Source organism: Streptomyces sp. NPDC014894, from assembly GCF_043080985.1.
Lineage (GTDB): Bacteria > Actinomycetota > Actinomycetes > Streptomycetales > Streptomycetaceae > Streptomyces.
This window is the reverse complement of record NZ_JBIBWD010000002.1, coordinates 19,367-44,388: the sequence shown is the minus strand read 5'-3', so window position 1 is coordinate 44,388 and position 25,022 is coordinate 19,367. Positions and strand designations below refer to the sequence as shown.

Below are 25,022 nucleotides of genomic sequence, written 5' to 3'. Positions count from 1 at the left end.
TCTCTTGTCCTACGCTCGCGCGCCGGCGTTACCGAGCATCCGGTTCACCTGCTGGGCGAGCGCCCTCGGCAACCGGGAGACCGCGGCGATGAACGCCTTGTTGCGGATCCCGGGCATCGAGAACGTCTTTCCTCTGCGGAGGTCCACGAGGCACTGGTCGACGACGGCGTGCGGATCCATCCACCAGCCGTCGCCGACCGTGCGCACGTCGATGCCCGCCCGTGCGTGGAACTCGGTGCGCACGAATCCGGGGGCGAGGACCATCACCCGGGTGTTCGTGCCGCGCAGGGCGTGGCTCAGCCCCTGCGAGAAATACAGGATCCACGCCTTGGAGGCGGCGTAGGTCGATCCCCGGCCCGGCACCAGGCCGGTGATGGAGGAGAGGTTGACGACCGTTCCGCCGTCGTGCTCCAGCATGTGGGCGACGGCGGCGTGGGTGAATTCCTGGGTGCTGGTGACGTTCACCGCGAGCTGGGCGTCCAGTTCGGCGCGGTCCACGGACCAGAAGGCTCCGGAGACGCCGAACCCGGCCGCGTTCACCAGGAAGTCGACGCCCTCGCCGATGCGCTCCAGGACGGCGCGGCGGTCGGCGGCGGACGCCAGGTCGGCGGTCAGCACCTCGCAGCGGGTCCCGTACCGTTCGGCCGCCTTCTCGGCGACGGCCGCGAGCCGGTGCTCGTCCCGGGCGACGAGCACCAGGGAGTAGCCGCGCCGGGCGAGCCGGTCGGCGAAGGCCGCGCCGAGTCCCGAACTGGCCCCGGTGATCAGGGCGCACCGGCCGCGGACCGGTCCGGGGACCCGCACATACGGCAGCGGCCGCTCGGCCGGTTCACTCGTCGTCATCGCCCTCGCCCTCCAGATAGGCGTCCAGTTCGTCGTCGCTCAGCGCGGCGACCTCGCGGTACAGGCCGGCGATCTCCTCCAGCCGGCCGGGGTCGGCCTCGGTGCGGCGCAGCAGGGCCGCGAACTCCCCGGCGCTGCGGGTGGAGAAGATGCCGCCGGGCCGGATGCGGGCCCCGGGCAGGATCGCCCTGAGGTCGAGCACCACCCGTGAGACGACGAGGGAGTCGCCGCCCAGCAGGAAGAAGTTGTCGTCCGGCAGGACGCGGTCCACCTCCAGACGGCGGCTCCACACATCGCGGACCAGCCACTCCAGCGCGCCGTCGGACACGGACCCGCCGTCGTCGGCCGCCGCGCCGTCGCCGTCGCCCGCGTGCTCGTTCTCGTACGCGCGCAGCAGCGCGGCCCGGTCCACCTTGCCGTTGCGGCTGGTGGGCAGGGTGGGGACGGCGATCAGGCGCTGGGGGCGCAGCGCGGGCGCGAGCCCGCTCATGGCCCATCCCTGTACGGCGCGGACGTCGACGCCGTCGGCGAGTACGACGAAGGCGACGAGCGCGCGGACCGAGCCGCGTACGGGTCCCGGCAGCGGGACCACGGCGGAACGGCGCACTCCGGGGAGGCCGTTGAGGAAGGCGGTCACCTCGCCGGGCTCCACGCGGTGGCCGCGGATCTGGACCTGGTCGTCGGCGCGGCCGATGAACTCGACGAGTCCGTCGCGGAAGCGTCCGAGGTCGCCGGTGCGGAAGAACACCTCGCCGGTGTCGGGGTCCGCGGCGTGGCGGTCGCGGGAGAGCCCGTCCGCGGTGAGATAGCCGGGCGTCACCCCCACGCCCGCGACGACCAGTTCGCCGCTCGCCCACGCGGGCCGGTCCCGGAAGTCGCCGTCCACCACCCGGTAGTACGTCTCGGGGATGGGCCGGCCGTAGGGGACGGTCGACCAGTCGGCGCCGACGGCGTCGGGGCCGTCCACCTCGTGGGCGATGTTCCAGCCGGTGGTCTCGGTGGGGCCGCCGATGCTCACCGGGCGCACCGAGGGGGCGGCCGCGCGCAGCCGGTCCAGCAGCGGCAGCGGCACCCAGTCGCCGCCGGTCAGCACCCGGCGCAGCGAGGGCAGTCCGGGTCCGGCCGGGCCGCCCGCGCCGTCGAGCAGCATCTCCACGACGGCGGGCGCGGCGCAGACGGAGGTGATCGCGTACCGGTTGACGGCGCGCGCCCACTCCTGGGCGTCGGCGTCCCGGCCGCGTCCGGCGAGGACGACCGTGCCGCCCGCGCCGAGCATCACGAACAGGTCGAACAGCGACAGGTCGTGGTGGAGGGAGGCCACCGCCAGGGAGGCGTCCGTCTCGTCGAGTCCGAGGCGGTCGATGGTGTGCTCGACGCAGTTGGCGAGTCCGTCGAAGGTGATCGGCACGCCCTTGGGCTCGCCGGTGGAGCCGGAGGTGAACAGGACGTACGCCCAGGCGGATCCGGGGCGGCCGGACGGTTCGCCGGGCCAGGGGTCGCGCCAGGAGGCTCCGTCCGCGCCGGGCGGCGCGGGCAGGGCGGCGTCGGCGTCGACGGCGGTCACCGAGGACGGGACGAGCGCGCGGGTCGCCGTGCCGGTCACCGCCACCCGGACGCCGGCCTGCCGCAGCACGGCGGCGATCCGCTCGGGCGGCAGTTCGGCGTCCAGGGGCAGATAGGCCCGGCCGGTCTCCATGACGCCGAGGCAGGCCGCGTACTGCCGCCAGCCGCGCTCCAGCAGGACCGCCACGGGCGCGCCGGGCGGTCCTCCGGCGGCCGTGAGGGCGTCGGCGACGGTCAGCGCGAGGGTGCGGGCCGCGGCCGCCAGCTCGCCGCGGGTCACGGTGGTGTCCCCGTCCACCAGGGCGGGGGCGCCGGCGTCGCGGAGGGCCCGCTCGCGGACGACGGTGTGCGGCGGGACGTCGCGGGCGGTGCGCGCGGGGCCTTCGCCGCGCTCCCGGGCCGCCGTCTCGGCGACGGCCGCCACCGGGGGCTCGGACCAGGAGGAGGCGGTGTCGCCGAGGGCCTCCAGCTGGGCGATCAGCAGGCGGAACACCCCGTCGACGACGGCCGGCGGGAAGAGTTCCTCGACCACGTCCCAGTTGAGCACCAGGGCTCCGGCGCGTTCGCGCAGCAGCAGGTCCATCCAGACCTGCGGGGTCTGGCTGAGCGCGTAGGTCTCGCGCAGCCGTCCGCCGAAGATCTCGTCCACGCCGTCGCCGACGCCGAGTTCGCTGGTCATCACCACGGGCGCGAGCGCCTCGGTGACGCCGCCGTTGCGGCGGATGAGTTCCCGGGTGACGTCCATGCCGGTGAAGTGGCGGTGGTCCAGATCGCTGAGCAGCCGGCGCTGTACGCGGGCGGCGAGCCGGTCGAAGGCGCCGGCGCCCGCGGTGTCGACCTCCAGCAGGGTGAAGGAGGCGCATTCGCCGACGATGCCGTCGACGTCGGGGTGGACGGGGTGGCGGCTCATGCTCGGCACGTTGAGCAGGAATCTGGGCTCGTCCGCCCACTGGGCGAGGGCCCAGGCGTAGGCGCTGAGGACGACCGCGGTGGGGGTGAGGCCGCGGTGGGCCGCCTCCGCGCGGACGCGTGCCCAGCGGTCGGCCGCGAGGGTGTGGCGGCGGTTGACGAAGACCGGGGCGGCGGCCCCCGCCGGGTCCCGGAGCAGCGGCATCCGGGGGCCGGAGGGCAGGGTGTCGATCCGCTCGCGCCAGTAGCCGGCCGCCCGCTCGAACTCGGGCTGCTCGCGCAGCCGGGCCACCGCCGCGACGTACTCCCGGAAGGTGGGCGCGCCGGGGGCGGGGGCCAGGTCGCCCCGGAGGGCGGCGGACCAGTCGTCGAAGATCACCTGGATGCCGCGGGCGTCCGCGAGGAGGGCGTCGATGCTGACGCACATCCGCAGTCCGCGCCCGGGCAGCCGGACGAACACCACGTTGAACAGGGGGAAGACGCCCGGGGGGCGGCTCTCGTGGGACAGCCGGTCGCGGACGGCGGCGGCCGCCGCCGGGTCGTCCACGGCGTCGACGATCTCGCAGACGTAGGGCGGGACGTCCTCGGGCCGCAGCACGCGCTGGGTCATGTTCTGCTCGTCGAAGACCGTCCGCAGCATGTCGTGGCGGTCGATCAGCAGCCGCAGCGCGTCCTGGACGTCCTCGATCCGGACGCCGGGGCCCTCGCGGCCGGCGTCCGGGGCCGCCTCCTCGCCCTCGTACTCGAGGTAGAGGTGGCAGGCCACTCCGCCGCCCTCGATGTCGCCGCCGCGTCCGATCAGATACGCCTGCTGCTGGTCGAGGAGGTCGAAGGGCTCGTAGCGCTCGGCGGGCCGGGGCCGCAGGGCGGGCTCGGCGTCGGCCGGGGCGGGGGCCGAGGCCCGGGAGGCGACCAGCGCGGCGAGGGCGTCGAAGCGCGCGTGCTCGGCGACGTCGGGCACATTGAGCCGGATGCCCAGCCGCCGCCGTACGGCGGAGGCGACCTGGATCGCGGTGAGGGAGCTGCCGCCGACCTGGAAGAAGTCGTCCTCGTCGGCGACCTCGGCGACACCGAGGATCTCGGTCCAGACGGCGGCCAGTTCGGCCTGGGGGCCGGTCCTGCGGGCGCCCGCGGGCTCGGCGGGCAGCGCGGTGTGGTCGGGCAGGGCGGCCTTGTCCACCTTGCCGCTGGGCGTCAGCGGCAGGGCGTCCAGGAGGACGACCGCGGACGGCACCATGTAGTCGGGCAGCGACGCGCCGAGCCGCTCCCGCAGCCGGGCGGCGAGACCGTCCCCGGCGGCGCGCGGCACCACGTACGCGACGAGGACGTTGGCGCCGGACGCGCCCTGCCGGGCGACCGTGGCCGCGTTGGCGACCTCCGCCTGGTCCAGCAGCCGCGCGGTGACCTCGTCGGGCTCGACCCGGTGGCCGCGGATCTTCGTCTGGGCGTCGGCGCGCGTCACATAGGCGAGCCCGCCGTCCGGCAGCAGCCGCACCAGGTCGCCCGTCCGGTACATCCGGGCGCCGGGCGCGCCGAACGGGTCGGCGACATAGCGTTCCGCCGTCAGCCCCGGGCGGCGCAGATAGCCCCGGGAGAGCTGGGGGGCCGCCGCGTACAGCTCGCCGACCTCGCCCGGACCGACCGGGCGCAGCCGGGTGTCGAGGACATGGGCCCGGCAGGTGTCGAGCAGCGGACCGAGCGCGACCGGCCCCTTGGCGTGTCCGCGGCCCCGCTGGGGCAGCGGGTAGGCGGTGATGACATGGGTCTCGGTGGGGCCGTAGTGGTTGTGCAGGGTGGTGCGCGGATGGGCGTCGAGGAAGCGGCCGATGCCGTCGTTCATCACCAGCGGCTCGCCCGACTGGTAGATGTGGCGCAGCGAGGGCAGCGCGACGCCGGTCTCGCCGGCCGCCCGGCACATCTCCTGGAGCATCACCTGCGGGCAGAAGAACTCGGTGACCCGCTGCCGGGCCATCAGCGCGACGAGCGCCTCGGGGTCGGTGCGCTCCTCGTCGCGCGGGAGGACCAGGCACTTGCCGGCCGCGAGCGCGGTGAGGATCTCCTGGCTGGCGACGTCGAAGTTGAGGCTGGCGAACTGGAGCACCCTCGGCCCGGTCTCCGCAGTGGCGGTGCGGGTGTGCCAGTCCACGAGATTGCCGATGGCCCCGACCGTGTGCACCACGGCCTTGGGCGTGCCCGTGGAGCCGGAGGTGTAGAGGACGTACAGCGCGTCGTCGTCGCCCGTGTCGGCCCAGTCGGGGTCGCCCGGCAGTCCGTCCGTGCCCGCGAGGTCGATGGCGCTGGTGGTCCCGGTCTCCGCGTACGGCGCGAGGGTCGTGCCGTCGCCGATCACGGTGTCCACGCCCGAGTCGGCGGCCATGAAGGCCAGCCGGGGGCGCGGATAGGCGACGTCGAGCGGCAGATAGGCCCCGCCGACGCGGACCACGGCGATGATCGCGGCGATGGCGTCGACGGATCGCGGCAGGGCGATGCCGACGGTGCTGCCCCGGCCGCAGCCGTGCTTGCGCAGCAGCGCGGCGATCTCGGAGGAGCGCTCGTCGAGCGCCCGGTAGGAGACGGCGTCCTCGCCCGCGAGCACCGCCGGGGCGTCGGGGGTGCGGGCGAACTGCCGGGCGATACGGGCGGGCAGCGCCGTGCTGTCCGGCGCGGGCGGCCGCTCGCCGCGGCTCAGCAGGCCGACGAGGCGGTCGACGTCCTCGGGCGCGACGGACCGGATGTCGTGATCGACGACGACCGTCCCGTCGGGGCGCAGCTCGACCGCCAGCGGATAGGCGTGCCGCGGGTCCTCGCTGTGCTCGGCGATCTCGATCACGGCGTCCCGGCCGGCGGCGTCGGCGGGGATCGTCCACAGCCAGGGCCGGTCGATCAGCAGGGAGCCGCCGAGCGGGTCCGGCGCGGACGGCGCGGGAGCGTCCGCCCCCAGGACCGCCCGCACCTCGCCGGGGCTGACCGCGGGCATCAGCGACCGCAGCAGACCGGCCGGGTCCGTGCCGGACGGGGTCGCCCGGACGAGCCGCCGCCTCGGGTAGCGGGCGGCCTCAGGCCCGGAAGGCGCGGGCGGGGCGGTCGGGAACGGCGTGTCGCCGGGTCCGTCCGGCAGCGCGAGACGGGCGCACAGCTCGTGCGCGACCTCGTACGGGAGCCGGGCGCGGCCCGGTGTGCGCGGGGCGACGACCGAGACGAGGTCGAGCGCGCCCCGGCCGTCGGCGGGCGCGGGCAGCCGGACCACGCGCAGGGTCCAGCCCCCGTCGCGGCCGAGGGCGTCGTGCCACTGCGCCGCCTGCACCTCGCGGAACGCGGCGAGCGCCGCCGCCTCCCCCCGGTCGGTGAGATCCACCGGCACGGCGGCGCCGGGCGACCCGCCCGGACCCGCCGCTTCCGCCCAACGGCGCGCGGGCACGGCGCCCCGCACCCGCAGCACGATATGGGCCACTGGTGTCCCCATGCTCAGACCGCCTCCGTACGATGACGTGACACGAACGTGCTCCTCAGAAGATCGAAAGGTCGAGCGGGGCGCCGGTGAACCGCCCGCCCAGCGCCTCGGCGCTGGACACCCCCCGCGGTGGATGGAAGGCCAGCGCCCGGGAGGCGGAGACCAGATACGCCACCTCCGGTCCGGTGACGAAGGCGAGTCCGCCGAGCAGCCGGGCGAGGCGGGCGCACAGATCGGGCAGCCGCTCCTCCACGAACAGCCGGGCCAGCAGCGCCTCGGTCATCGCCGTCTCGGCGGCGCCGCCCGCGTCGAAGGTGGCCGCGGCCCGCTCACAGGCGCTGCGGCACACGAACAGTTCGGCGGCCAGCTCGCCCAGCGCGCGGCGGTCCACCCGGGACGCGCCCGCCGCCCGGTCGAACAGCGACTGGGCGGTGCCCAGATAGGTGCCGCAGGCCAGCACCTCGAACCAGGTCCAGGCGCGCACCTGCAGCTCGTCCATGCCCCGTTCGGGGCGGCCGCCGGGCACCACCATCGCCGCGGGGACGTGCACCCGGTCGAGGACGACCTCCTCGCTCTCCGCCGCGACGAGGACCGGGCTGCGCCAGAACGGCCGTACCCCGACGCCCTCGATGGCGGCCGGGATGACGGCGAGGGCGACCGTGCCGTCCCGCTCGTCGTCGGAGCGCACCAGCACGCTGCTGGTGAGGATGTCCATGGAACGGGCCAGACTGCACGGCTTCTTGGAGCCTTCGAGGACATAGCCGCCGTCCTCCTGGAGGGTGGCGGTGGTCCGGGGCACCAGCGCGTCCGAGCCCCGGCGGGCCTCGGAGGAGGCCGAGGCGAGGAGGTGGTCGCGCTGCGCCACCGACGCCAGCAGCGCCCACTGGGGGGCGTCGTCGCCGACGTGGACGCGCAGATACTCCACGAACGACACCACCGCGAGGTGGTGCATCATCGTGCCCACGCCCAGCGAGGGGGAGAGCGTCGCGAGCGCCGACTGGACCCGCAGGGCGTCACGGCAGTCCAGCCCGTGGCCGCCGTGGCGGCGGGGGATCAGCAGCCCCGGGCCCTTCGCCTTGCGGAACAGGTCCAGCACCGGACTGCCCTCGCCCTCCAGCTCCATCAGCCCGATCTCCCCGAGCTGTGTCACCAGACCCGGCAGCAGAGCGTCCGTGAAGGCCGCGTCGGCCTCCGTGAAGGCGCTTGTGCGCCGTCCCTGTTCACTCATCGCCGTACTCCTCGCTGTGCGCGGTGACCGTCGCCGGGGCCGGGGTGACCGGATGGTCCGCCGGGCGGTCGTGGTGGGGTGGTTTCCCGGCGGCCCCGGCGGCCTTCGCCCCCGGGCCGCCGGATGTCGTGGTGAGCGCCTGCCGCACCCACTGGGTGAGGGCCAGCGGGGTGTTGTGCGTCCCGAAGACCTGGACGGGGACGGTGACGCCGAGGGCGTCCCGCAGCCGCCGCCGCAGATCGACCGTGGTGAGCGAGTCGAGTCCCAGCTCGGTGAAGCTGTGGTGCCGGCGCTCGTCGGCGTCGGCGGGGCTCAGATGCAGCACCCGGGCGACCGCCGTCAGGACCGCCGTGTCCGCGCGGGGCGCCGCCGGCGACGGCGGGTCCCCGGCCGGGGCGGCTTCGGGAGCCCCGGCCGTCCCGGCCGCGGGGGCCGGGGCGGACGGGACCGGCGCCGGGGGCGCGCCCGGGCTGATCCAGAACCGCCGGTGCGCGAACGGCGTCGGCGGCAGATCGGCCGGTTCGGCGACCGGTCCGCCGAAGACGTCCGCCGTCCAGCCGACCGGCACTCCCCGGGTCCAGGCCAGCCCGACCGAGGAGAGGAAGTCGCGGTGGGAGCCCCGGTCGCGCCGCAGACTGCCCAGCACGATCGTGTCGGCGCCGCCCTCCAGTCCGTCCAGGGTGGCCGTGATCGGCGAGGTCAGCACCTCGTGCGGGCTGATCTCGACGAACGCGGTGCGCCGCGAGCCGGCCAGCGCCGCCACCGAGCGGGCGAAGTGCACCTCGCCCCGGAGGTTCTCGTACCAGTAGCCGGCGTCCAGTTCGGCGCCGGAGAGCCAGGCCGCCCGGGTGGTGGAGAAGAACGGGGTGCGCGCCTCCCTCGGGGTGATGCCCGCGAGGGCGGCCGTCAGCTCGGCCTCGACGGGCTGGACCATGGCGGAGTGGGAGGCGTAGTCCACGGCCACCGTGGCGGTCCGCACCCCCGCCGCCGCCAGCCGGGCGACGAGCGCCCGTACGGCGTCCACCGGGCCCGACACCACCGTGCTGCCGGGGCCGTTGACGGCCGCGACCTCCACCCCGCGCTCGTCCGCCGGAGCGTTCGCCAGCTCCTCGCGCGCCGCCGGTCCGTCGAGACCGATGACCGCCATGGCCCCGCTGCCCGAGAGCCGGGACAGCAGCCGGGCCCGGACGGCGACCACCCGGGCCGCGTCCGCGAGATCGAGCGCCCCGGCCGCGCAGGCGGCGGCCGCCTCGCCCTGGGAGTGCCCCATGACCAGGTCCGGGGCCACCCCCGCGGCGCGCCACAGGTCCGCGAGCCCGACCATCGTCACGAAGAGCGAGACCTGGATCGCCTCCAGGCCCCTGGCCCGTTCGCTGTCGTCCGCGCCGCTCAGCAGATCGGGTACGGAGAAGTCGACGTACGGGGCGAAGGCCTCGGTGCTCGCGGCGACGCTGTCGGCGAACACCCGCGACTCGCGCAGCAGCCGGCGTCCCATCCCGGCCCACTGGGAGCCCTGGCCGGGGAAGACGAAGGCCACGGCGCAGTCGCCGCGCGCCTCCCCGAACGCCACATGGTCCGCGGTCTCCCCGCGCCGGGCGGCGTCGAGCCCGGCGAGCAGCCCGGCGCGGTCGGTCGCGACGACGGACGCGCGGTGCGGCAGCGCGGCCCTGCGGGTCGCGAGCGTCAGCGCGGAGGCCGCGAGCGACGGCCCCGCCGGTCCGGGGTCCCGCGCGAGCGCCGTCCGTACGCGCTCCAACTGGGCGCGCAGGGTGGCCCGGTCGCCCGCCGACACGACGAACGGGAGGGCGGGCGGCTCCTCCCCGGAGCGCCCCTCCCCCGAGTGCTCCGCCGCGCGGTCCTCGATCACGGCGTCCTCGGGCGCGGACGCGTGGACGGCGTCCGGTACGGCGTCCTGGACCGGGTCCGGGTCCGGTACGGAGTCCCCGGCGGCGCCGGGTACGGACGCGTCCCGCGCGCCGGCGGGGCGTCCGGCCACCGCCCACGGGCGGACGGCGCCCGCCTCCGGCTCCTCGATCAGCAGATGCGCGTTGGTGCCGCTCATGCCGAACGAGGACACGGCGGCCCTGCGCACCCGCGCCCCGCGCGGCCAGTCCGCCGGCTCCTCCGGCAGCCGTACGCTCTCGGGCCACTCCACCTTCGGCGTCGGGGTGTCCGCGTACCGGGTCGCCGGCAGCCGCTCCCCGTGCAGGGACGCCACCATCGCGATCAGACCGCCGACCCCGGCCGCGGCCTGGGTGTGCCCGATGACCGACTTGAGCGAGCGGAGCAGCACCGGCGCGGCGGCGCGGTCGCGGACCCCGTAGGTCTCGATGACGGCCTGCGCCTCCACGGAGTCGCCGAGGACCGTGCCGGTGCCGTGCGCCTCCACCACGTCGACGTCCTCGGCCCGCAGACCGGCGTCGGCCAGCGCCCGCGCGATCACGCGGCGCTGGGCGGCGCCGCTGGGGGCGGTCAGCCCGTTGCTCGCGCCGTCCTGGTTGACGGCGCTGCCCCGGAGGGTCGCCAGGATCCGCAGACCCCGGCGGCGCGCCTCGGAACGGCGTGCCACGACGACGACTCCGGCGCCCTCGCTCCACACCGTCCCGTCCGCCGAGGCGGAGAACGGCCGGCAGCGGCCGTCGGCGGAGAGTCCGCCCAGACGCTGGAACTCCTGGAACATCTTCGGCGTCGACATCACCGTCACCCCGCCGGCCAGCGCCAGTTCGCACTCGCCCCGCAGGAGCGAGCCGGCCGCGAGATGGACGGCGACCAGCGACGAGGAGCAGGCGGTGTCCACGGTCAGCGCGGGCCCGGTGAGCCCCAGCTGATAGGCGACCCGGCCGGAGAGGACCGCGTTCGAAGCCCCGGTCAGCTCGTGTCCGCCCAGATCGTCGCCGACCTCCCGGGCGGCGGTGGCGTAGTCCCCGGCCATCGCGCCGAGGAAGACCCCGACGTCCTGGCCGTGCAGGGACCTGGGGTCGCACCCGGCCCGTTCCAGGGCCTCCCAGCACAGCTCCAGGGCGATCCGCTGCTGCGGGTCCATCGCCCGGGCCTCCCGGGGGGAGATCCCGAAGTGGGCCGCGTCGAATCCGGCGACGTCCGCGAGGAAGCCGCCGTACCGGGGGTAGGGTCCGGGCGCGGCCCAGGCGGGGCCCCGGTCCTCGGGGAATCCGCCGAGCGCCTCGCGGTCGGACAGCGCCAGCTCCCACAGCTGCTCCGGGGAGGACACCCCGCCCGGATAGCGGCAGGCCATGGCGGCGATCACCACCGGATCGTCACCGGCCGGGCGCGCCTTTTCTCTTGGGTCGGCGGAGCGCGGTACGGGGCGGGGCCCGGCCAGCCGGGCCGCGAGGGCGGCCGGGGTCGGGTGGTCGTACACGAGGGAGGTGGGCAGCTCCCGGCCGGTGCGCGCGGCGAGTTCGGCGCGGAGTTCCAGCCCGAGCAGCGAGGTCATGCCGAGGTCGGCGAGGGTGTCCGTCGCGTTCACGGCGTGCGCGGGGCGGATGCCCAGCACCTCGGCGACGGTGGCGAGGACGAGCCCCAGGACGTCGCCGCCGGGAGCGGCGGGGGCCGCGGGAGCCTCCGGGGCGGTCGGAGCCAGAGCCGGGACGGTCGGGGCCTGGGCCGGGGCGGTCGCAGCGGTCTCGGGCGCGACGGGCCCGGTCGAGGCGGGGGCGGAGGAGGCGGGGGCGGTGTGCCCGCCGGGCCAGTACCGCCGGCCGGTGAACCGATGGGTCGGCAGCGCCGCCCACGGGCCCTCGCCGAGCCCGGGCAGCCGGGCCCAGTCGACGTCGTGGCCCTGGACATGGGCGAGCACCAGGGCGTCGAGGAACGCCCCGTACGCGTCGGAGCCGTCCCCGAGCAGCGAACCGGCCGCCGGTGCGCCGCCGCCGGGCGCGCGGACGGCGGCGCGCGCCATCGCGGTGAGGGTCGCGCCGGGTCCGAGTTCGAGGAAGAGCGAGGCGCCGGATTCGGCCGTCCGCTCCAGGCAGTCGCCGAAGCGGACGGCGCCGCGGATGTGGTCCGCCCAGTAGTCGGCGGTGCGCAGGTCGTCGCCCGCGGCGAGAGCACCGCTCACATTGGAGAGCACCGGTACGGCGGGGCGGCCGTGCTCGATGCCGGCCGCGACGGCGCGGAACCGGTCCAGCACCGGGTCCATGTGGGCGGAGTGGAAGGCGTGGGAGACCTTGAGCACCCTGGTGCGGTGACCTCGGTCGGACAGCGCCCCGGCGCAGTCGAGGGTGGACGCGCGGTCGCCGGAGATCACGGTGCCCGCGGGTCCGTTCACCGCGGCGATGTCGGTGCCCGGCCGTCCCGCGACCACCGCGCGGACCTCGTCCTCGGACGCCTCCACCGCCACCATGACCCCGCCGGGGTCGGCCTGGGCCATCGCCGCGCCCCGCGCGAGGACGAGCCGCACCGCGTCGGGCAGCGTCAGGACGTCCGCCGCGTGCGCCGCGGCGAGTTCGCCGACCGAGTGGCCGAGGAGCGCGTCGGGGACGACGCCCAGCTCCGTCACGCTCCGGTGGAGGGCGGTGCCCAGGGCGAACAGGGCGATCTGGGTGTGCTGGGTGGCGTGCACCGGGGCCGCGGCGGGGTCGCCCTCGGGGGCCGGGTCGAACACGATCCGGTGCAGGGGCAGTTCCATCAGCGGATCGGCGACGGCCGCGACCGCGTCGAAGTGCCGGGCGAAGGAGGGGAGGCGGCGGTACAGCTCCGCCCCCGCCCCGGGGCGCTGGCTGCCCTGCCCCGGGAAGAGGAGGACGGTGCGGGCGCGGGGGCCCTCGCCGTGCCGGACCGCCCGGTCGCGGCCGCCCTCCGCGACGGTGCGCAGCCGCTCGCGCAGCTCGTCCGCGCCGCGCACGGTGAAGCCGGTCCGCCGGGGCAGCCGGGCCCGCCGGGTGGCGAGCGTACGGGCGACGGCGTCCGGTCCGTCCGTCGCGGTGGCGGCCCACTCCTCCAGCGCCGCCGCCCCCAGCCGCAGCGACTCCTCGCTCGCGGCGGACAGCAGCACGGGGACGACGGGGACGGCGTCCTCGTCGGCGACGGACCGGCCGGACGACTCGGACGGCTCAGCCGCGTACCGGCCGAGCACCACATGGCAGTTGGTGCCGCCCATGCCGACCGATCCGACGCCCACCGCGGCGCCGTCGCGCAGCGGGACCGCCCGCGCCGGCACCTCGATGCCCGCACCGGCGAGCCGGCGCGCCGTGGCCCCGCCCCGGTGTCCGGCCGTGCCGGGCACGACGCCGTGCTCGGCGACCAGCACCGCCTTCACCAGTCCGAGCAGACCGGCCGCGCCCTCCAGATGGCCCGTGGTCGTCTTGACCGAGCCCACCAGGAGCCGCGCCGGGGCGCTCGCGCCGTCACCGCCGCCGCCCGGGTTCGCGTTCGCGCGCTCGCTCTCGCCGAAGACCCGCAGCAGGGCCTCGGCCTCCACCCGGTCGCCGACCGGGGTCCCGGTGCCGTGGAGTTCCACGTACCCGAGTCCGTCCGGCTCCACCGACGCGGCCGCGCACGCGCGCCGGAGCGAGCGCGCCTGTCCGTCGGCGGTGGGGACGACCAGCGCCTCGCCGCCGCCGTCGTGGGTGACCGCGGTGCCCCGGACGACGGCGTGGATCCGGTCCCCCGCCCGGACGGCGTCGGCCAGCGGGCGCAGCACGACCGCCGCGCCGCCCTCGCCGCGGACATAGCCGTCCGCGTCGTCGTCGAACAGGGTGGCCGTCCCGGAGGGGGACTGGCCGCCGAAGGAGGCGGTCGCCGTGGCCGCCTCGGTGGAGAGGTTCAGATTGACCCCGACGACCAGCGCGGCCGAGCAGTCGCCCGCCCGCAGTGCGAGCACCGCCTGGTGGACGGCGACCAGCGACGAGGACTGGCCCGTGTCCACGACCACGCTCGGGCCGCGGAGGCCGAACACATGGCTGATCCGGTTGGCCATGACCGACGGCGACCAGCCCGCCAGCGACGACGGGCCGATCGGACCCAGCCGGCCCGCCGCGTGCTCCATCGCCCAGTCCGCGCCCATCGAGCCGACGAACACGCCGAACCCGGCGTCGCGGGGGGCCCGGGGGATCTCCCCGGCGTCCTCCAGCGCCGCCCAGCCCAGCTCCAGCGCCCAGCGCTGGTGCGGGTCCATCGTCGTCGCCTCACGCTCGGACACTCCGAACAGCTCGGCGTCGAAGCGCGCCACATCGTCCAGGTACGAGCCCCGGACGGAGCGCTCCAGCAGTCCCGCGGGGACGGCGCCCGGGTCGAACCGGCCGTCCGGCGCGCGCCCGTCGGCGCGGCGGCCGTCCAGCAGCAGCCGCCACAGCTGTCCGGGCGAGTCCGCGCCCGGGACCCGGCAGGCCAGCCCGACGACGGCGATGTCGTTCCGGGTGTCCCATTCGCTCATGCCTCACCGCCGCCGAGCACCGCTGTGGAGACGGCGGCCCGGACCTGTCCGTCGAACGCGCCGGTCTCCCGGCCGTCGACCGGGTCCGGGTCCGTCGCGACGGCCCGCACCCGGCGGGCCGCGCCGAGCACCCGGTCGGAGAGCAGCCCGAGCGAGCTGAGGTTGGCGAATCCGGGGCCCTGCTCGTAGCCCGCGAGGGTCGGCAGCAGCAGCCGGGGGACGACGCCTTCGAGGGCGAGATCCTCGCCGATCCGGCGCTCCAGCGCCCGCGCTCCGTCGTCGGCGTCGCCGACGGCCCGCTGGACCGCCTTGCGGGCCACGGCGCCGAAGAGGTCCAGGAACCAGTCGGGGCGGGCCCCGGTGGCGTCGATGACGACGTCGAACCGCAGGGCGCGGTCGGCGCGGCCGGGGTTGCTGAGCAACAGTTCGGTCTGGCCGCCGTCGCGGCGCAGCGAGATCACGGTGCCCTGGCGGTGCTCCACCCGGGCGTCGGTGGTGATCGCCTCGATCGCCCGGGGCGAGAACACTCCCCGGTCGGTACGGGCGATGACGTCCCGGCGGTCCTGCTCGGACAGCTCGCGCCAGCGCTCGGGCCGGGAGTAGAGCGCGTTCTCGAAGTAGCCCTCGCCCCGGCTGTAGACGACCGGCTGCGGGCTGATGACGGTGGTGGAGCCCGCGTGCTGGTGCATCAGGTACTCGGTGATCGCCGCCGCCGTCTCGCCGCCGCCGACCACCGCGACGCTCGGCTCGGGCGCGTCGGTGTCCAGGCCCCGCCGCCAGAAGTCCTCCACGCTGCGGGTGGCCTCGCCGGCGAGCAGGCCGTCGTGGGGGCCGGGACCGCTGATCATCATCTGATCCAGCAGGAGCACGGCCTCATCGCCGCCGACTCCCTCGACGGTGACCTCCCACTGGTCGCCCGCGATCTCCAGGGCGCACACGGCGCCGCGGACCAGGCAGAAGTCCATCCGGTCGGCGGCCCAGCGCAGATAGGCGGCCCAGGTGGAGTGGCGGGGGCTGGGCCGCCCGCTGTCCACCCAGGTGGCGTACTCGCCCCGGGACACCAGGTATCCGGCCCAGCCGAACTGCTGCATCCGGGCGTTGACCTCGGTGGTGAGGGGGCCGTACGCGTCGGAGGCGTAGGGGAATCCGAGATCCTTCTCGGGGCTGGTGGACAGCCGGGGGCGGCCGTTGGTGCGGCCGCCGACCGCCGTCCAGTTGGCCGCCACGCCATGGGGTTCGACGACGACCACGCGCGGGACCTGGACGCCCAGTTCCCGCAGGACCTGGCTCTTGGCGGCGGTCGCCAGGGCCTTCGGTCCGGCCCCGACGACGCCGAGCAGACCGTTAGGGTCGCGGCGGCCGGTGCCGAAGCGACGGCGTGCTTCCTCCAGGGAGAGCTGCTCCATCGATTCAGTGCTCCAGGCTTCTGTCGAGAGGGGTTCGGACGGGGAGGGGCGCGGGCGCGGCGGCCCGTATCGGCGGACGGGGTACGAGGGCCCGTGCCGAGGGGCCGGGCGCGGGGCCCGGCCGGAGCGGGGAGGGGGAGCGCATCTCAGCCACGCCCCCAGCTGCCCAGCAGGGCCTGGAGGGTCTCGGTGTCGAGCCCCGAGGCCTCGGTCGCCGACACCGGCACATCGGCCCGCCGGTCGCCGGCGCGGGCCGACTCGGCGGCCGCCCGGTCGCAGGCCTCGGCCAGCTCGGCCACGGTCGGGTGCTCGAAGACCATCTGCGCGGTCAGCGGCAGCCCCCGGGACCTGGCCCGGCTGGCGAGCTGCACCGAGATGATGCTGTCGCCGCCCAGGGCGAAGAAGCCGTCGGTGCGGCCGACCTCCTTGGCGTCGAGGACGTCCTCGAAGAGGGCCGCCACCGCCTCCTCGGTCTCGCCGCGCGGCGGCTCGTGCGCGCCCTCGGTGCGCACCGAGGGCTCCGGCAGCGCCGGTCGGTTCAGCTTCCCCGAGCCGGTCAGCGGCATCGCGTCCAGCACGGTGATCACCGACGGGTGCAGATACGAGGGCAGTTCCTCGGCCAGCCGCCGCCGTACGGAGGCCACCGCGGCGTCCGGGTCGGCCGTCGGGTCGGCGAGCGTGACATATCCGGCGAGGGTGGTGGATCCGTGCACCTCGTGGGTGCGGGCGGCGGCCTGGGCCACCTCGGGCGCGGAGCGCAGCGCCGTCTCGATCTCGCCGAGTTCGACCCGGATGCCCCGCAGTTTCACCTGGTGGTCGGTGCGTCCGCCGAACACCAGCCGGCCCTCCGCGTTCCACATCGCGCGGTCGCCGGTGCGGTAGAGCAGCTCTCCGGGCCGGGAGGCGTACGGGTTGGGCAGAAAGCGGGCGGCGGTCAGCGCGGGCCGCCGCCAGTAGCCGCGGGCCACCTGGTGGCCCGCCGCGTAGACCTCGCCGGGCACGCCCACCGGGCAGAGGTTGAGCCGGGCGTCGAGCACCAGTACCCGGGAGCCGTCGACGGGGACGCCCAGATGCAGGCCCTCCTCGTGGAGCCGGCCGCGCACGACGCCGCCGCTCAGTTCGGTGGCGCCGTAGTTGTTGATGATCTCGCTGTCGGGCGCGGCGGCGCGCAGCCGCTCCAGCAGCGCCTCGGTCATCGGCTCGCCGCTGGTCACCCAGCGCGGCACCGAGCGCACCGCCTCGGGGGACTCGGTGAGCAGGGCGTTGATCGCCGTGGGCACGGCGGTGACCTGGCCGATCGGATTGCCCTCGATCAGCCGGACCAGGCTGCCCACGTCGCGGGCCTCCTGCTCGTCCGCGAGCAGCAGTTCGGCGCCCGCGATCAGACCGGCGAGGATCTCGCAGCCGCCGTCGTGGAAGCTGAGCCAGCCCTGGCAGAGCCGGACGTCGGGCTTGGCGATCGGATAGCGCGTCGGCTGCCAGGTGAGCCGGGCCGCGTAGGCGCGGTGGGTGCCGATGACGCCCTTGGGGACGCCGGTCGAGCCCGAGGTGTAGAGGAAGTACGCGATGTTCTCGCCGCGCGCGCGGCGGGCGATCTCGGCGGGCAGCCGTTCGGCGGGCTGTGCGGCGAGCGCCGCGACCACGTCGGGGGCGTCCAGTGTCACCCGGGGCGAGGCGGCCGAGTCGGGCAGTTCGACCGGGGCGTCCGAGCGGGTCACCACGGCGACCGGCGCGGCGTCCTCGATCATGAAGGCGAGCCGGTCCGCGGGCAGCCGCATGTCCAGCGGGAGATAGGCGGCCCCGGTCTTCACCACGGCGAGCAGCGCGACGACCATGTCCACCGACCGGGGCACGGCGATGGCGACGAATCGCTCCGGGCCCGCGCCGCGTTCGATGAGCAGTCGGGCGAGGCGGTCGCTGCGCTCGTGGAGCCGTCCGTAGTCGACGGTCTCGCCCGCGCAGTCGACCGCGGTCCGCGCGGCGGCCCCCGGTTCGCGGAGCATGCTCCGGCTGCGCTCGATCAGCTCCGGGAGGGTCTCGGCGCGGTCGGCCGCGGCCCGCGGGCCGCGGCTCCACTCGTCGAGCACGAGCCGGCGTTCCGGCTCGGGGACCAGGTCCAGTTCGTGGAGTCGGAGGCCGGGGCGCTCGGCGAGGGCCCGCAGGACCAGGCCGAGGCCGTCGGCGAGCCGGGTCACGGCGTCCTCGTCGTAGAGGTCGCGGCGGTAGATCATCTCGCCGTTCCAGCCGCCGCCGGCCGAGTCGGGCTCGAAGTTGACCGACAGGTCGTACTTGGCGGTCGCGGTGTACTGCGGGACCGGCCGCCAGCGAAGGCCCTCGGTGCGGCGCTCGACGGACTCCTCGTCGCGCAGCTGGACCAGGACCTGGAAGAGCGGGCTGACGCTCAGCGAGCGTTCGACGCCGACCGCGTCCACGACCTGTTCGAAGGGCAGCTCGGCGTGCTCGTAGGCGTCCACCGCGCGCTCCTTGGCGCGGGTGACGACCTCTTCGAGGGTGGGGTCGCCCGACAGGTCGTTGCGCACCACGAGGAGGTTGACGAACAGGCCCACCACCTCGTCGAGCGTCTCGTCGGGCCGGTTGGCGACCGGGGTGCCGAGGGGGATGTCCTCGCCCGCTCCCCGGAGGCCGAGCAGCACGGCGACGGCGCTCTGGAGCACGATGAAGGGGGTGGCGCCGGTGCGCTCGGCCAGCCGCTCGACGGCGGTGCGCACCCGGGCGTCGAAGGTGAGGGGGACGATTCCTCCGGCGCTGTCCGGCCGGCCCGGGCGGGCCCTGCCGAGCAGGACGGAGGTGTCCTGGGGCAGATCGGCGAGGGCGGTGCGCCAGAACGCGCGGAGCGCCTCCGGGTCCCGGTGGCCGTCCGCGTCCGGGGCTGCGCCCGAGAGCAGTTCGCCCTGCCGGACCGCGTAGTCGGCGTACCCGACGGGCAGCGGCGGCAGCACGGGGCCGCCGTCCGCGCCCGCGCCGCCGCGGAGGGCCTCGTACGCCCGGGTCACGTCCGCGACGATCACTCCGGCGGACACCTCGTCGCAGACGATGTGGTGGACCAGCAGCGACAGGACGTGCCGCTCGGGGCCGACGCTCAGCAGGGCGGCCCGGAAGGGGCGTTCGGCGGCGAGGTCGAAGGGGTGCTCGGCGGCCGCGGCGAGCGTCGCGGCCACCTCGTCCCCGGTCAGTTCGGTCAGGGGCAGTTCGACCCGGTGGTCGGGGAGGATCCGCTGGCGGCCGACGCCCTCGCGGTCGGGGAAGACCGTCCGCAGGGACTCGTGCCGGCGCAGGACCTCCTCGAGCGCGCGCCGGAGCAGCTCGCGGTCCAGCGGTCCGTCGATCCGCAGCGCGATGGGGACGTTGTAGGTGGTGCCGTCCTCCTCGATCCGGTCGACGAACCAGACGCGCTGCTGGGCGGGTGAGAGCGGCGGCTCGGCCGGTCGCGGGCCGTAGACGGGGGTGCGGTGGGCCGGGGCGGGGGCGCTGTCGGCGATCAGGCGGGCCAGCCCGGCCGGGGTGGCGCGGGTGAAGGCGTCGCGGACGCCGATCCGGGCCCCGAGGTCGCGGCGGACGCGGGAGATGAGCCGCGTCAGCAGCAGGGAGTGGCCGCCGAGTTCGAAGAAGGAGGTGTCCGCGCCGATCCGCCGGCCGCCGACGGACGGGACGCCGTCGGTCTCGGTGACGGGGTTCGCGGGCCGCTCCCCGGGGGTGTCCGCGCCGTGGGTGAGGAGTTCGGCGAAGAGCTGGGCGATCCGGCGCTCGACGCCGTCGCCCGCCGGCCGGAATCCCGCGTCGGCCCCGGTCTCGGCGGGGGCGTCGGGCAGCGCGCGGCGGTCGGTCTTGCCCGCCGGGGTCAGCGGCAGGGCGTCGAGGACGACGAAGGCGCTGGGCACCATGTGCGCGGGCAGTTCGGCGGCCAGGCGCTCCTTCACTCCCCCGGCGTCGGGCTCGGCGCCGTCGGCGGGGGTGAGGTAGGCGACCAGGCGGCGGCCCGTGCCCTCGTCCTCGCGGACCACGACCACGGCCTGTCCGACGCGCGGGTCGGCGCGGAGCGCGACCTCGATCTCGCCGGGCTCCACCCGGAAGCCGCGGATCTTGACCTGGTCGTCGGCGCGGCCGATGAACTCCAGCTCGCCGCCGTCGGTGAAGCGCGCCAGGTCGCCGGTGCGGTAGAGCCGCGCGCCCGGGGTCAGCGGGCTCGGCACGAAGCGCTCGGCGGTCAGGGCGGGGCGGCCGAGATAGCCGCGCGCCAGCGAGCTGCCCTCGATGTACAGCTCGCCCACCTCGCCGAGGGGGGCAATGCGCAGATCGGCGTCGAGGACGAGCGCCGTGTTGCCCCACTTCGGGGTGCCGATGGGGACGGTCCGGTGCCCCTGGGGGGCGGTGACGGGGTGGCCCGTGACGGACTGGGTGGTCTCGGTGGGTCCGTAGAAGTTGCCGAGGCCCAGCCGTCCGTTCGCGCCGAAGCGCTCGCGCACCCGGTCCGCGAGGTCGCCGGGGAGGGCCTCGCCGCCGACGGGCAGCCAGCGCAGCGAGGGCAGTTCCGCCCCGGGGGCGGCGGTGGCCAGATAGTGCAGGAAGCTGGGGACGGCGTGGACGACGGTGGCGTCCAGCTCGGCGAGTTCGGCGAAGAGGGCGTCGAGGTCCCGTTCGGCGTCGGGGCGGGCCACGAGGACCTCGCCGCCGGCGGCCAGCGGTCCGAAGAGTTCGCCGACGGAGACGTCGAACGCGGGCGAGGCGAGCTGGAGCCAGCGCACGTCGCGCGGATCGTCGTGGGTGGCGGCGAAGTGGGAGAGCAGCCACTCCAGATGGTCGCCGAGGGCCGCGTGGCTAGTGCCGACGCCCTTGGGGCGGCCGGTGGAGCCGGAGGTGTAGATGATGTACGCGAGATTGTCCGGCCGCAGCGGGCGCACCCGGTCGCGGTCGGTCAGGTCGCCGGCTCCGGCGAGCGCGGAGACCTGCGCGTCGAAGGCGGGCGAGGTGACCACCGTACGGGGCACGGTGCTGGAGGGCACCGAGGCGTCGGTGGCCGGGGAGGTGAAGAGGTGGCGCGGGCCGGCGTCGGCCAGCAGCCGGGTCAGCCGCTCCTCGGGGTGGGCGACGTCCAGCGGGAGGAGGACCGCGCCGGACTTGAGCACGCCGAGGGCGATGGTCGCGGCGGCGAAGGAGCGCTCCAGCGCGCAGGCCACGACGTCCTCGGGGCCGATGCCCTGGGCGGCGATCCACCGGGCCACGGCGTTGGCGCGGTCGTTGACCTCGCCGTAGGTCATGGCGCCCTCGGCGCCGCGCAGGGCGACCGCGTCCGGGTGCAGCGCCGCCCGGCGTTCGAACCGCTCGACGACACCGGGGGTCGGGGTGTCGAGCGGCGCGGCCGTGCCGTGGGCGAGGATCGTCCGGCGCTCCTCCTCGGTGACCAGGCTCTGGTCGCCGAGGGGCACGTCGGGGTCGCTCAGTCCGGCGAGCAGGGTGCGCCGGGTCGACTCGACCAGCGAGCGGGCGGTCTGTTCGCCCACCGCCTCGGGGATGTGCTCGAAGCGGATCACCCAGCACCCGTCGGGCTCCTGACGGGCCATCACCGACAGGGGCGCCTGGGCTATTCCGGTACGGGCGGCGAGGGTCTTCGCCTCGACTCCCGGGAGGCTCAGCCGCGGCCCGGCGCTCTCGATGCCGAAGCTGACCTCCACGGGCTGGACCCGGCCCGAGGCCCCGAGCAGCCGGATCGCCTCGTCGTACTCCAGGTCCTGGTGGTCCAGCGCCTCCACGACGACCCGGCCCACCGAACCGAGCGCGTCGCGGAAGCTGCGGCGCGGATCGGTGTCGAGGACGAGGAGGAGGACATTGCCGAAGTAGCCGATCGTCCGGGCGGTGTGTCCGCTGTCGCGGCGCAGTACGGGGGTGCTGATGAGGGACCGCTCGCTGCCCGTGTGGCGGCGCAGGGCGGCGGCGAAGGAGGTGAGGAGGACGGTGAAGGGGGTGGTCCCGGCGCCGCGGGCGAGCGCGTCCAGCTCGGCCGAGCGCTCGGCGTCCAGCCGCACTTCGACCGCCTCGGCCTCGGCGGTCTGCTGGTCGGCCGCGGTGCGCCGGTCGAGCCCGGCGGCGCCGGAGGCGTGCGTCAGCGTCCTCGCCCAGTGCCGTCGCAGGGCGGGCAGGGTGTCGCGGATCTCGTGCTCCACGGCCCGGGAGGCCTTCGGGTACGAGGTCGCGGGCGCGGGCCCGGCGCCCCGGTAGACGGCGGCCAGGTCCTCGAAGAAGACCTCCCAGCAGGCGTCGTCCCAGGCGATGTGGTGCACCACGAGCAGCAGGGTGTGCCGGTCGGGCCCCTCGGCGTAGAGGGTGAGCCGCAGGGGGTGGCCGGTCTCCAGGTCGAAGGGGGTGCGCAGGCTCTCCCGCACCAGGGCGTCGAGGTCCGCGCCGCGGGCGTCGGCCTCGGTCAGCGCCACCGTGTCGGGCAGGTCGGGGATCGCGTGCAGCTCGCCGGAGTCGGTGAGCGCGTAGCGGGTGCGCAGGATCTCGTGGTGGGCGACGACCGCGCGCAGGGCGGCGGAGAGGGCGGGGCGGTCGAGCGGGCCGTCGAGGCGCAGTGCCGCGCCGACGTTGAGGGCGGCCCCGGTGGGGTCGCTCGCGTGCTGGAGCCACAGACGCTGCTGGGCCGTGCTGGTCCCGGTCGGCGCGCCGGGCTCGGCGGGCGTGTCCGGTGCGGAGGCGTCCGGCCGGTCCGCCGCTCCGGCGGCCGGGTCGGCCAGTCCGCGTGCGGCGATGCGCTTGCGCAGCGCGGCGAGCCGCCGTTCGTGATCGTCCTTGTCCCTGGCCGTGTTGCGCGTGCCCACGTGCCCTCCCCTGTCGTTGACCGGCCGTGGCGGCCGGTCGTCATCGGTCTTCTTCCGGGCGGCCGGTCCGGGGCCCGGGTGCGCCCCACCGCACCGGCCCGGTCCCACGCCGTCCGTTTCCCGCGGGCCCGCCCGGGGCCCTTCTCACCGTGTTCGCCGCCGGTCCGCCGTCCGGCGCCGGACGCGCTGTGGTGCGCTGGTCCGGCGCCGGAGCGGCTGCCGATCGCGGCGGGGTCTCACCCCCAGGAGTTGACGGTGAAGCGCTCGCTCAGCGCGCGGGCGCCGATGGCGTATTCGCGCAGTTCGCCGGCCTTCTCGACGAGGAGTTCATCGCCCGATGCGGCGGCGATGTCGGCCAGCCATCCGTAGGTCGCCTCCGCGGGCACGTCGTAGCTGAAGTGGACCTTGGAGAGGAGGAAGAGGAACTCCTTGAAGTTCGAGCGGTCGACGACCTGCCCGAGCCCCTTGATGGCGTCCAGCCGGGCCGCCGGCAGGGCGGGGCGCTCGATGACGCGGGCGTCGTCGGAGGGCCGGTAGCGGGAGGCGTCGCGGAAGACGTCCTTCTCCTCGTACGGGCCGTCGAAGGCGAAGTCCACACAGAGCATCTGACGGCTGTTCGGGGAGAAGTTGGCCGCCGCGTGGACGGAGCCCGCGTCGAGGAACCAGATCTCGCCCGGTCGCATGTTGATGACCGTGTCGTCGTTGGAGTGGAGGGCGGCGGGGTTCTCCTCCAGGAACATCAGGACGCGGAAGTACTGGTCCGCGTCCCGGTCCAGCTCCACGAAGTCCCGGTGGGGGATGACGACCGCGTCGACGAGGTTGCGGGTGCGCACCATCGTGATGTGGTCGGTGTTGAAGGTGGTCTCCACCAGTTCGCGCAGGTAGGAGCAGTGTTTGCCGTGCTCGGTGAGCTGGGCGGCCGAGTCGGTGTCGCGGTAGATGTCGTCGCCGGCGTCACCGGTGCTGTTCCACAGGGGCAGGTTCTTCCAGTACCCGTTGCTGAACTCGTCGTAGCCCTCCTCGCCGCGGGGCAGAGAGGCGAGGTATTCGAGATCCCTGGACAGAAGTGTCTCGTCCAGGTCGATGCGTCCCAGGATGTGTGATCTCAAGACTGACATCACCTTTCGGAATCGTCTCGCGGGCGCGGTGGGTGGTCACCGTCGCTCCCGCACTGGTCAAGTACCGCGGACATGCCTCACTCCGCGACTGCCCCCATGGATCGTTCCGGGCGGGCCGCCGTGTGCTGTCCCCCCGGGACAGCACGGGACCCGCGTTCGTCGTGGTGGATGGGGGTGTGCCGCGTGGGCTACCGGTCCGGCATCGATCCGGGTCGGTCGGGTCGATGTGGCTTGAACGCTATTCATGTCTTGAATGTTTGGCAAGGCTTACCTAAGTTGATCTCCATTATGACACGTACATCACACCCGCCCCGGCCTCACGGCGTGATGGGGGTCACGTGTAACTCGCCCTAGCGTGTGACGGCTTGACGTAAGGTCGCCCACGGCGGGGGTGACGGTGATCTCCTTGTCACCTCGGCCGCCCGGCTGGAACAATTCCGGAGCGCCGCGTGCGCCCCGCGCCGGGCCCGCCCCGCGCGCCCGGCGTTCCCTCGCCCGCACCACGGGCCGTGCCGTCGCGCCCCCCACCCCGCACGGACGCGACCGCGCCCCGGGCCCGCGTATGCCCGAAGCCCGAATCCCCACCCGACACAGCCGTACCAACCGTGGAGTGTCACGTTGAATCCGACCGAGACCTATCCGGTCCTGCCCCGCTACGTCACGGACGGGCTGCCCGCCTCCTGGCTGGAGGTGCCGGCCCCGCCCACCGGCTTCGCCCGGGGCGATCTGTTCTACCGGCCGGCGCGGGCGGACGGCCCCGACGTGCCGATGATCTGGGAGTGGATGAACCGGCCCCACACCGCGAAGGGATGGGAGTACGACTGGCCCCTGGAGCGGTGGCAGGCGCACATCGACGCGCAGCTCGCCACGGGCTACTCCCGGCCGATCATCGTGGAGCAGGACGGGCGGCCCATCGCCTACATGGAGTTCTACCGGATGGCCCAGGACGTCGTGGGGCACCACTACCGGGCCTCGGCGCACGACCTGAGCATGCACCTGGCGATCGCGGACCTCGCCGACACCGGGCGCGGCCTGGGCAGCCGGATCATCGGGGAGGTCACCGACGAGTTCTTCCTGCGGGACCCGGAGTGCGACGCGGTGGTCTACGAGCCCGACGCGGCGAACAAGGCGTCGCGCAGGATGATCGAGAACAATGACGCGACGTGCCTCGGCGAGGTCCAGGTCCGCCACCGCAGGATCGCCCTGTACGCCAAGGCGAGGGAGGGCCGCCCGCTGCCGCGCATGGAGCCCTGACCCCCGCGCGGCGCGGACCGGGC

At 75.5% G+C, this 25,022-nt stretch carries 8 protein-coding genes; 1 reads left to right on the top strand and 7 read right to left on the bottom strand.

Going from position 1 to position 25,022, the window contains the following annotated elements; genetic code table 11:
* Positions 1-9: 9 nt before the first annotated feature.
* From ACF089_RS04340 to ACF089_RS04310, 7 genes are all read right to left on the bottom strand, one after another.
* Complete coding sequence (locus ACF089_RS04340) at positions 10-843, bottom strand: SDR family NAD(P)-dependent oxidoreductase (protein ID WP_392021651.1); 834 nt, start codon at positions 841-843, stop codon at positions 10-12.
* Positions 830-6,778 carry an amino acid adenylation domain-containing protein gene (locus ACF089_RS04335; protein WP_392021649.1) on the bottom strand — a complete coding sequence of 1,983 codons (5,949 nt, stop codon included), beginning with the start codon at positions 6,776-6,778 and terminating at the stop codon, positions 830-832. The genes ACF089_RS04340 and ACF089_RS04335 overlap by 14 nt, the downstream gene beginning before the upstream one ends.
* A 43-nt stretch (positions 6,779-6,821) precedes the next feature.
* Positions 6,822-7,994, bottom strand: a complete 1,173-nt coding sequence (locus ACF089_RS04330; RefSeq protein ID WP_392021647.1) for an acyl-CoA dehydrogenase family protein — start codon at positions 7,992-7,994, stop codon at positions 6,822-6,824.
* Positions 7,987-14,388, bottom strand: coding sequence for a type I polyketide synthase (locus tag ACF089_RS04325; protein ID WP_392021646.1), 6,402 nt, complete (start codon positions 14,386-14,388; stop codon positions 7,987-7,989). The genes ACF089_RS04330 and ACF089_RS04325 overlap by 8 nt, the downstream gene beginning before the upstream one ends.
* On the bottom strand, positions 14,385-15,794 hold the full coding sequence (locus ACF089_RS04320; RefSeq protein ID WP_392021644.1) for a SidA/IucD/PvdA family monooxygenase: 1,410 nt from the start codon (positions 15,792-15,794) through the stop codon (positions 14,385-14,387). Before ACF089_RS04320 ends, ACF089_RS04325 begins: the two co-directional genes overlap by 4 nt.
* Positions 15,795-15,940: 146 nt before the next feature.
* Positions 15,941-22,627, bottom strand: a complete 6,687-nt coding sequence (locus ACF089_RS04315) for an amino acid adenylation domain-containing protein (protein ID WP_392021642.1) — start codon at positions 22,625-22,627, stop codon at positions 15,941-15,943.
* A 236-nt stretch (positions 22,628-22,863) separates the two neighbouring features.
* Positions 22,864-23,736, bottom strand: a complete 873-nt coding sequence (locus ACF089_RS04310; RefSeq protein WP_392021640.1) for an aspartyl/asparaginyl beta-hydroxylase domain-containing protein — start codon at positions 23,734-23,736, stop codon at positions 22,864-22,866.
* Between the two features lie 627 nt (positions 23,737-24,363).
* On the opposite strand from ACF089_RS04310, the gene ACF089_RS04305 reads away from it, so the two are divergent.
* Entirely contained in the window at positions 24,364-24,999 is a 636-nt protein-coding gene (locus tag ACF089_RS04305; RefSeq protein WP_392021638.1) for a GNAT family N-acetyltransferase, read from the top strand.
* The last annotated feature ends 23 nt before the right edge of the window (positions 25,000-25,022 follow it).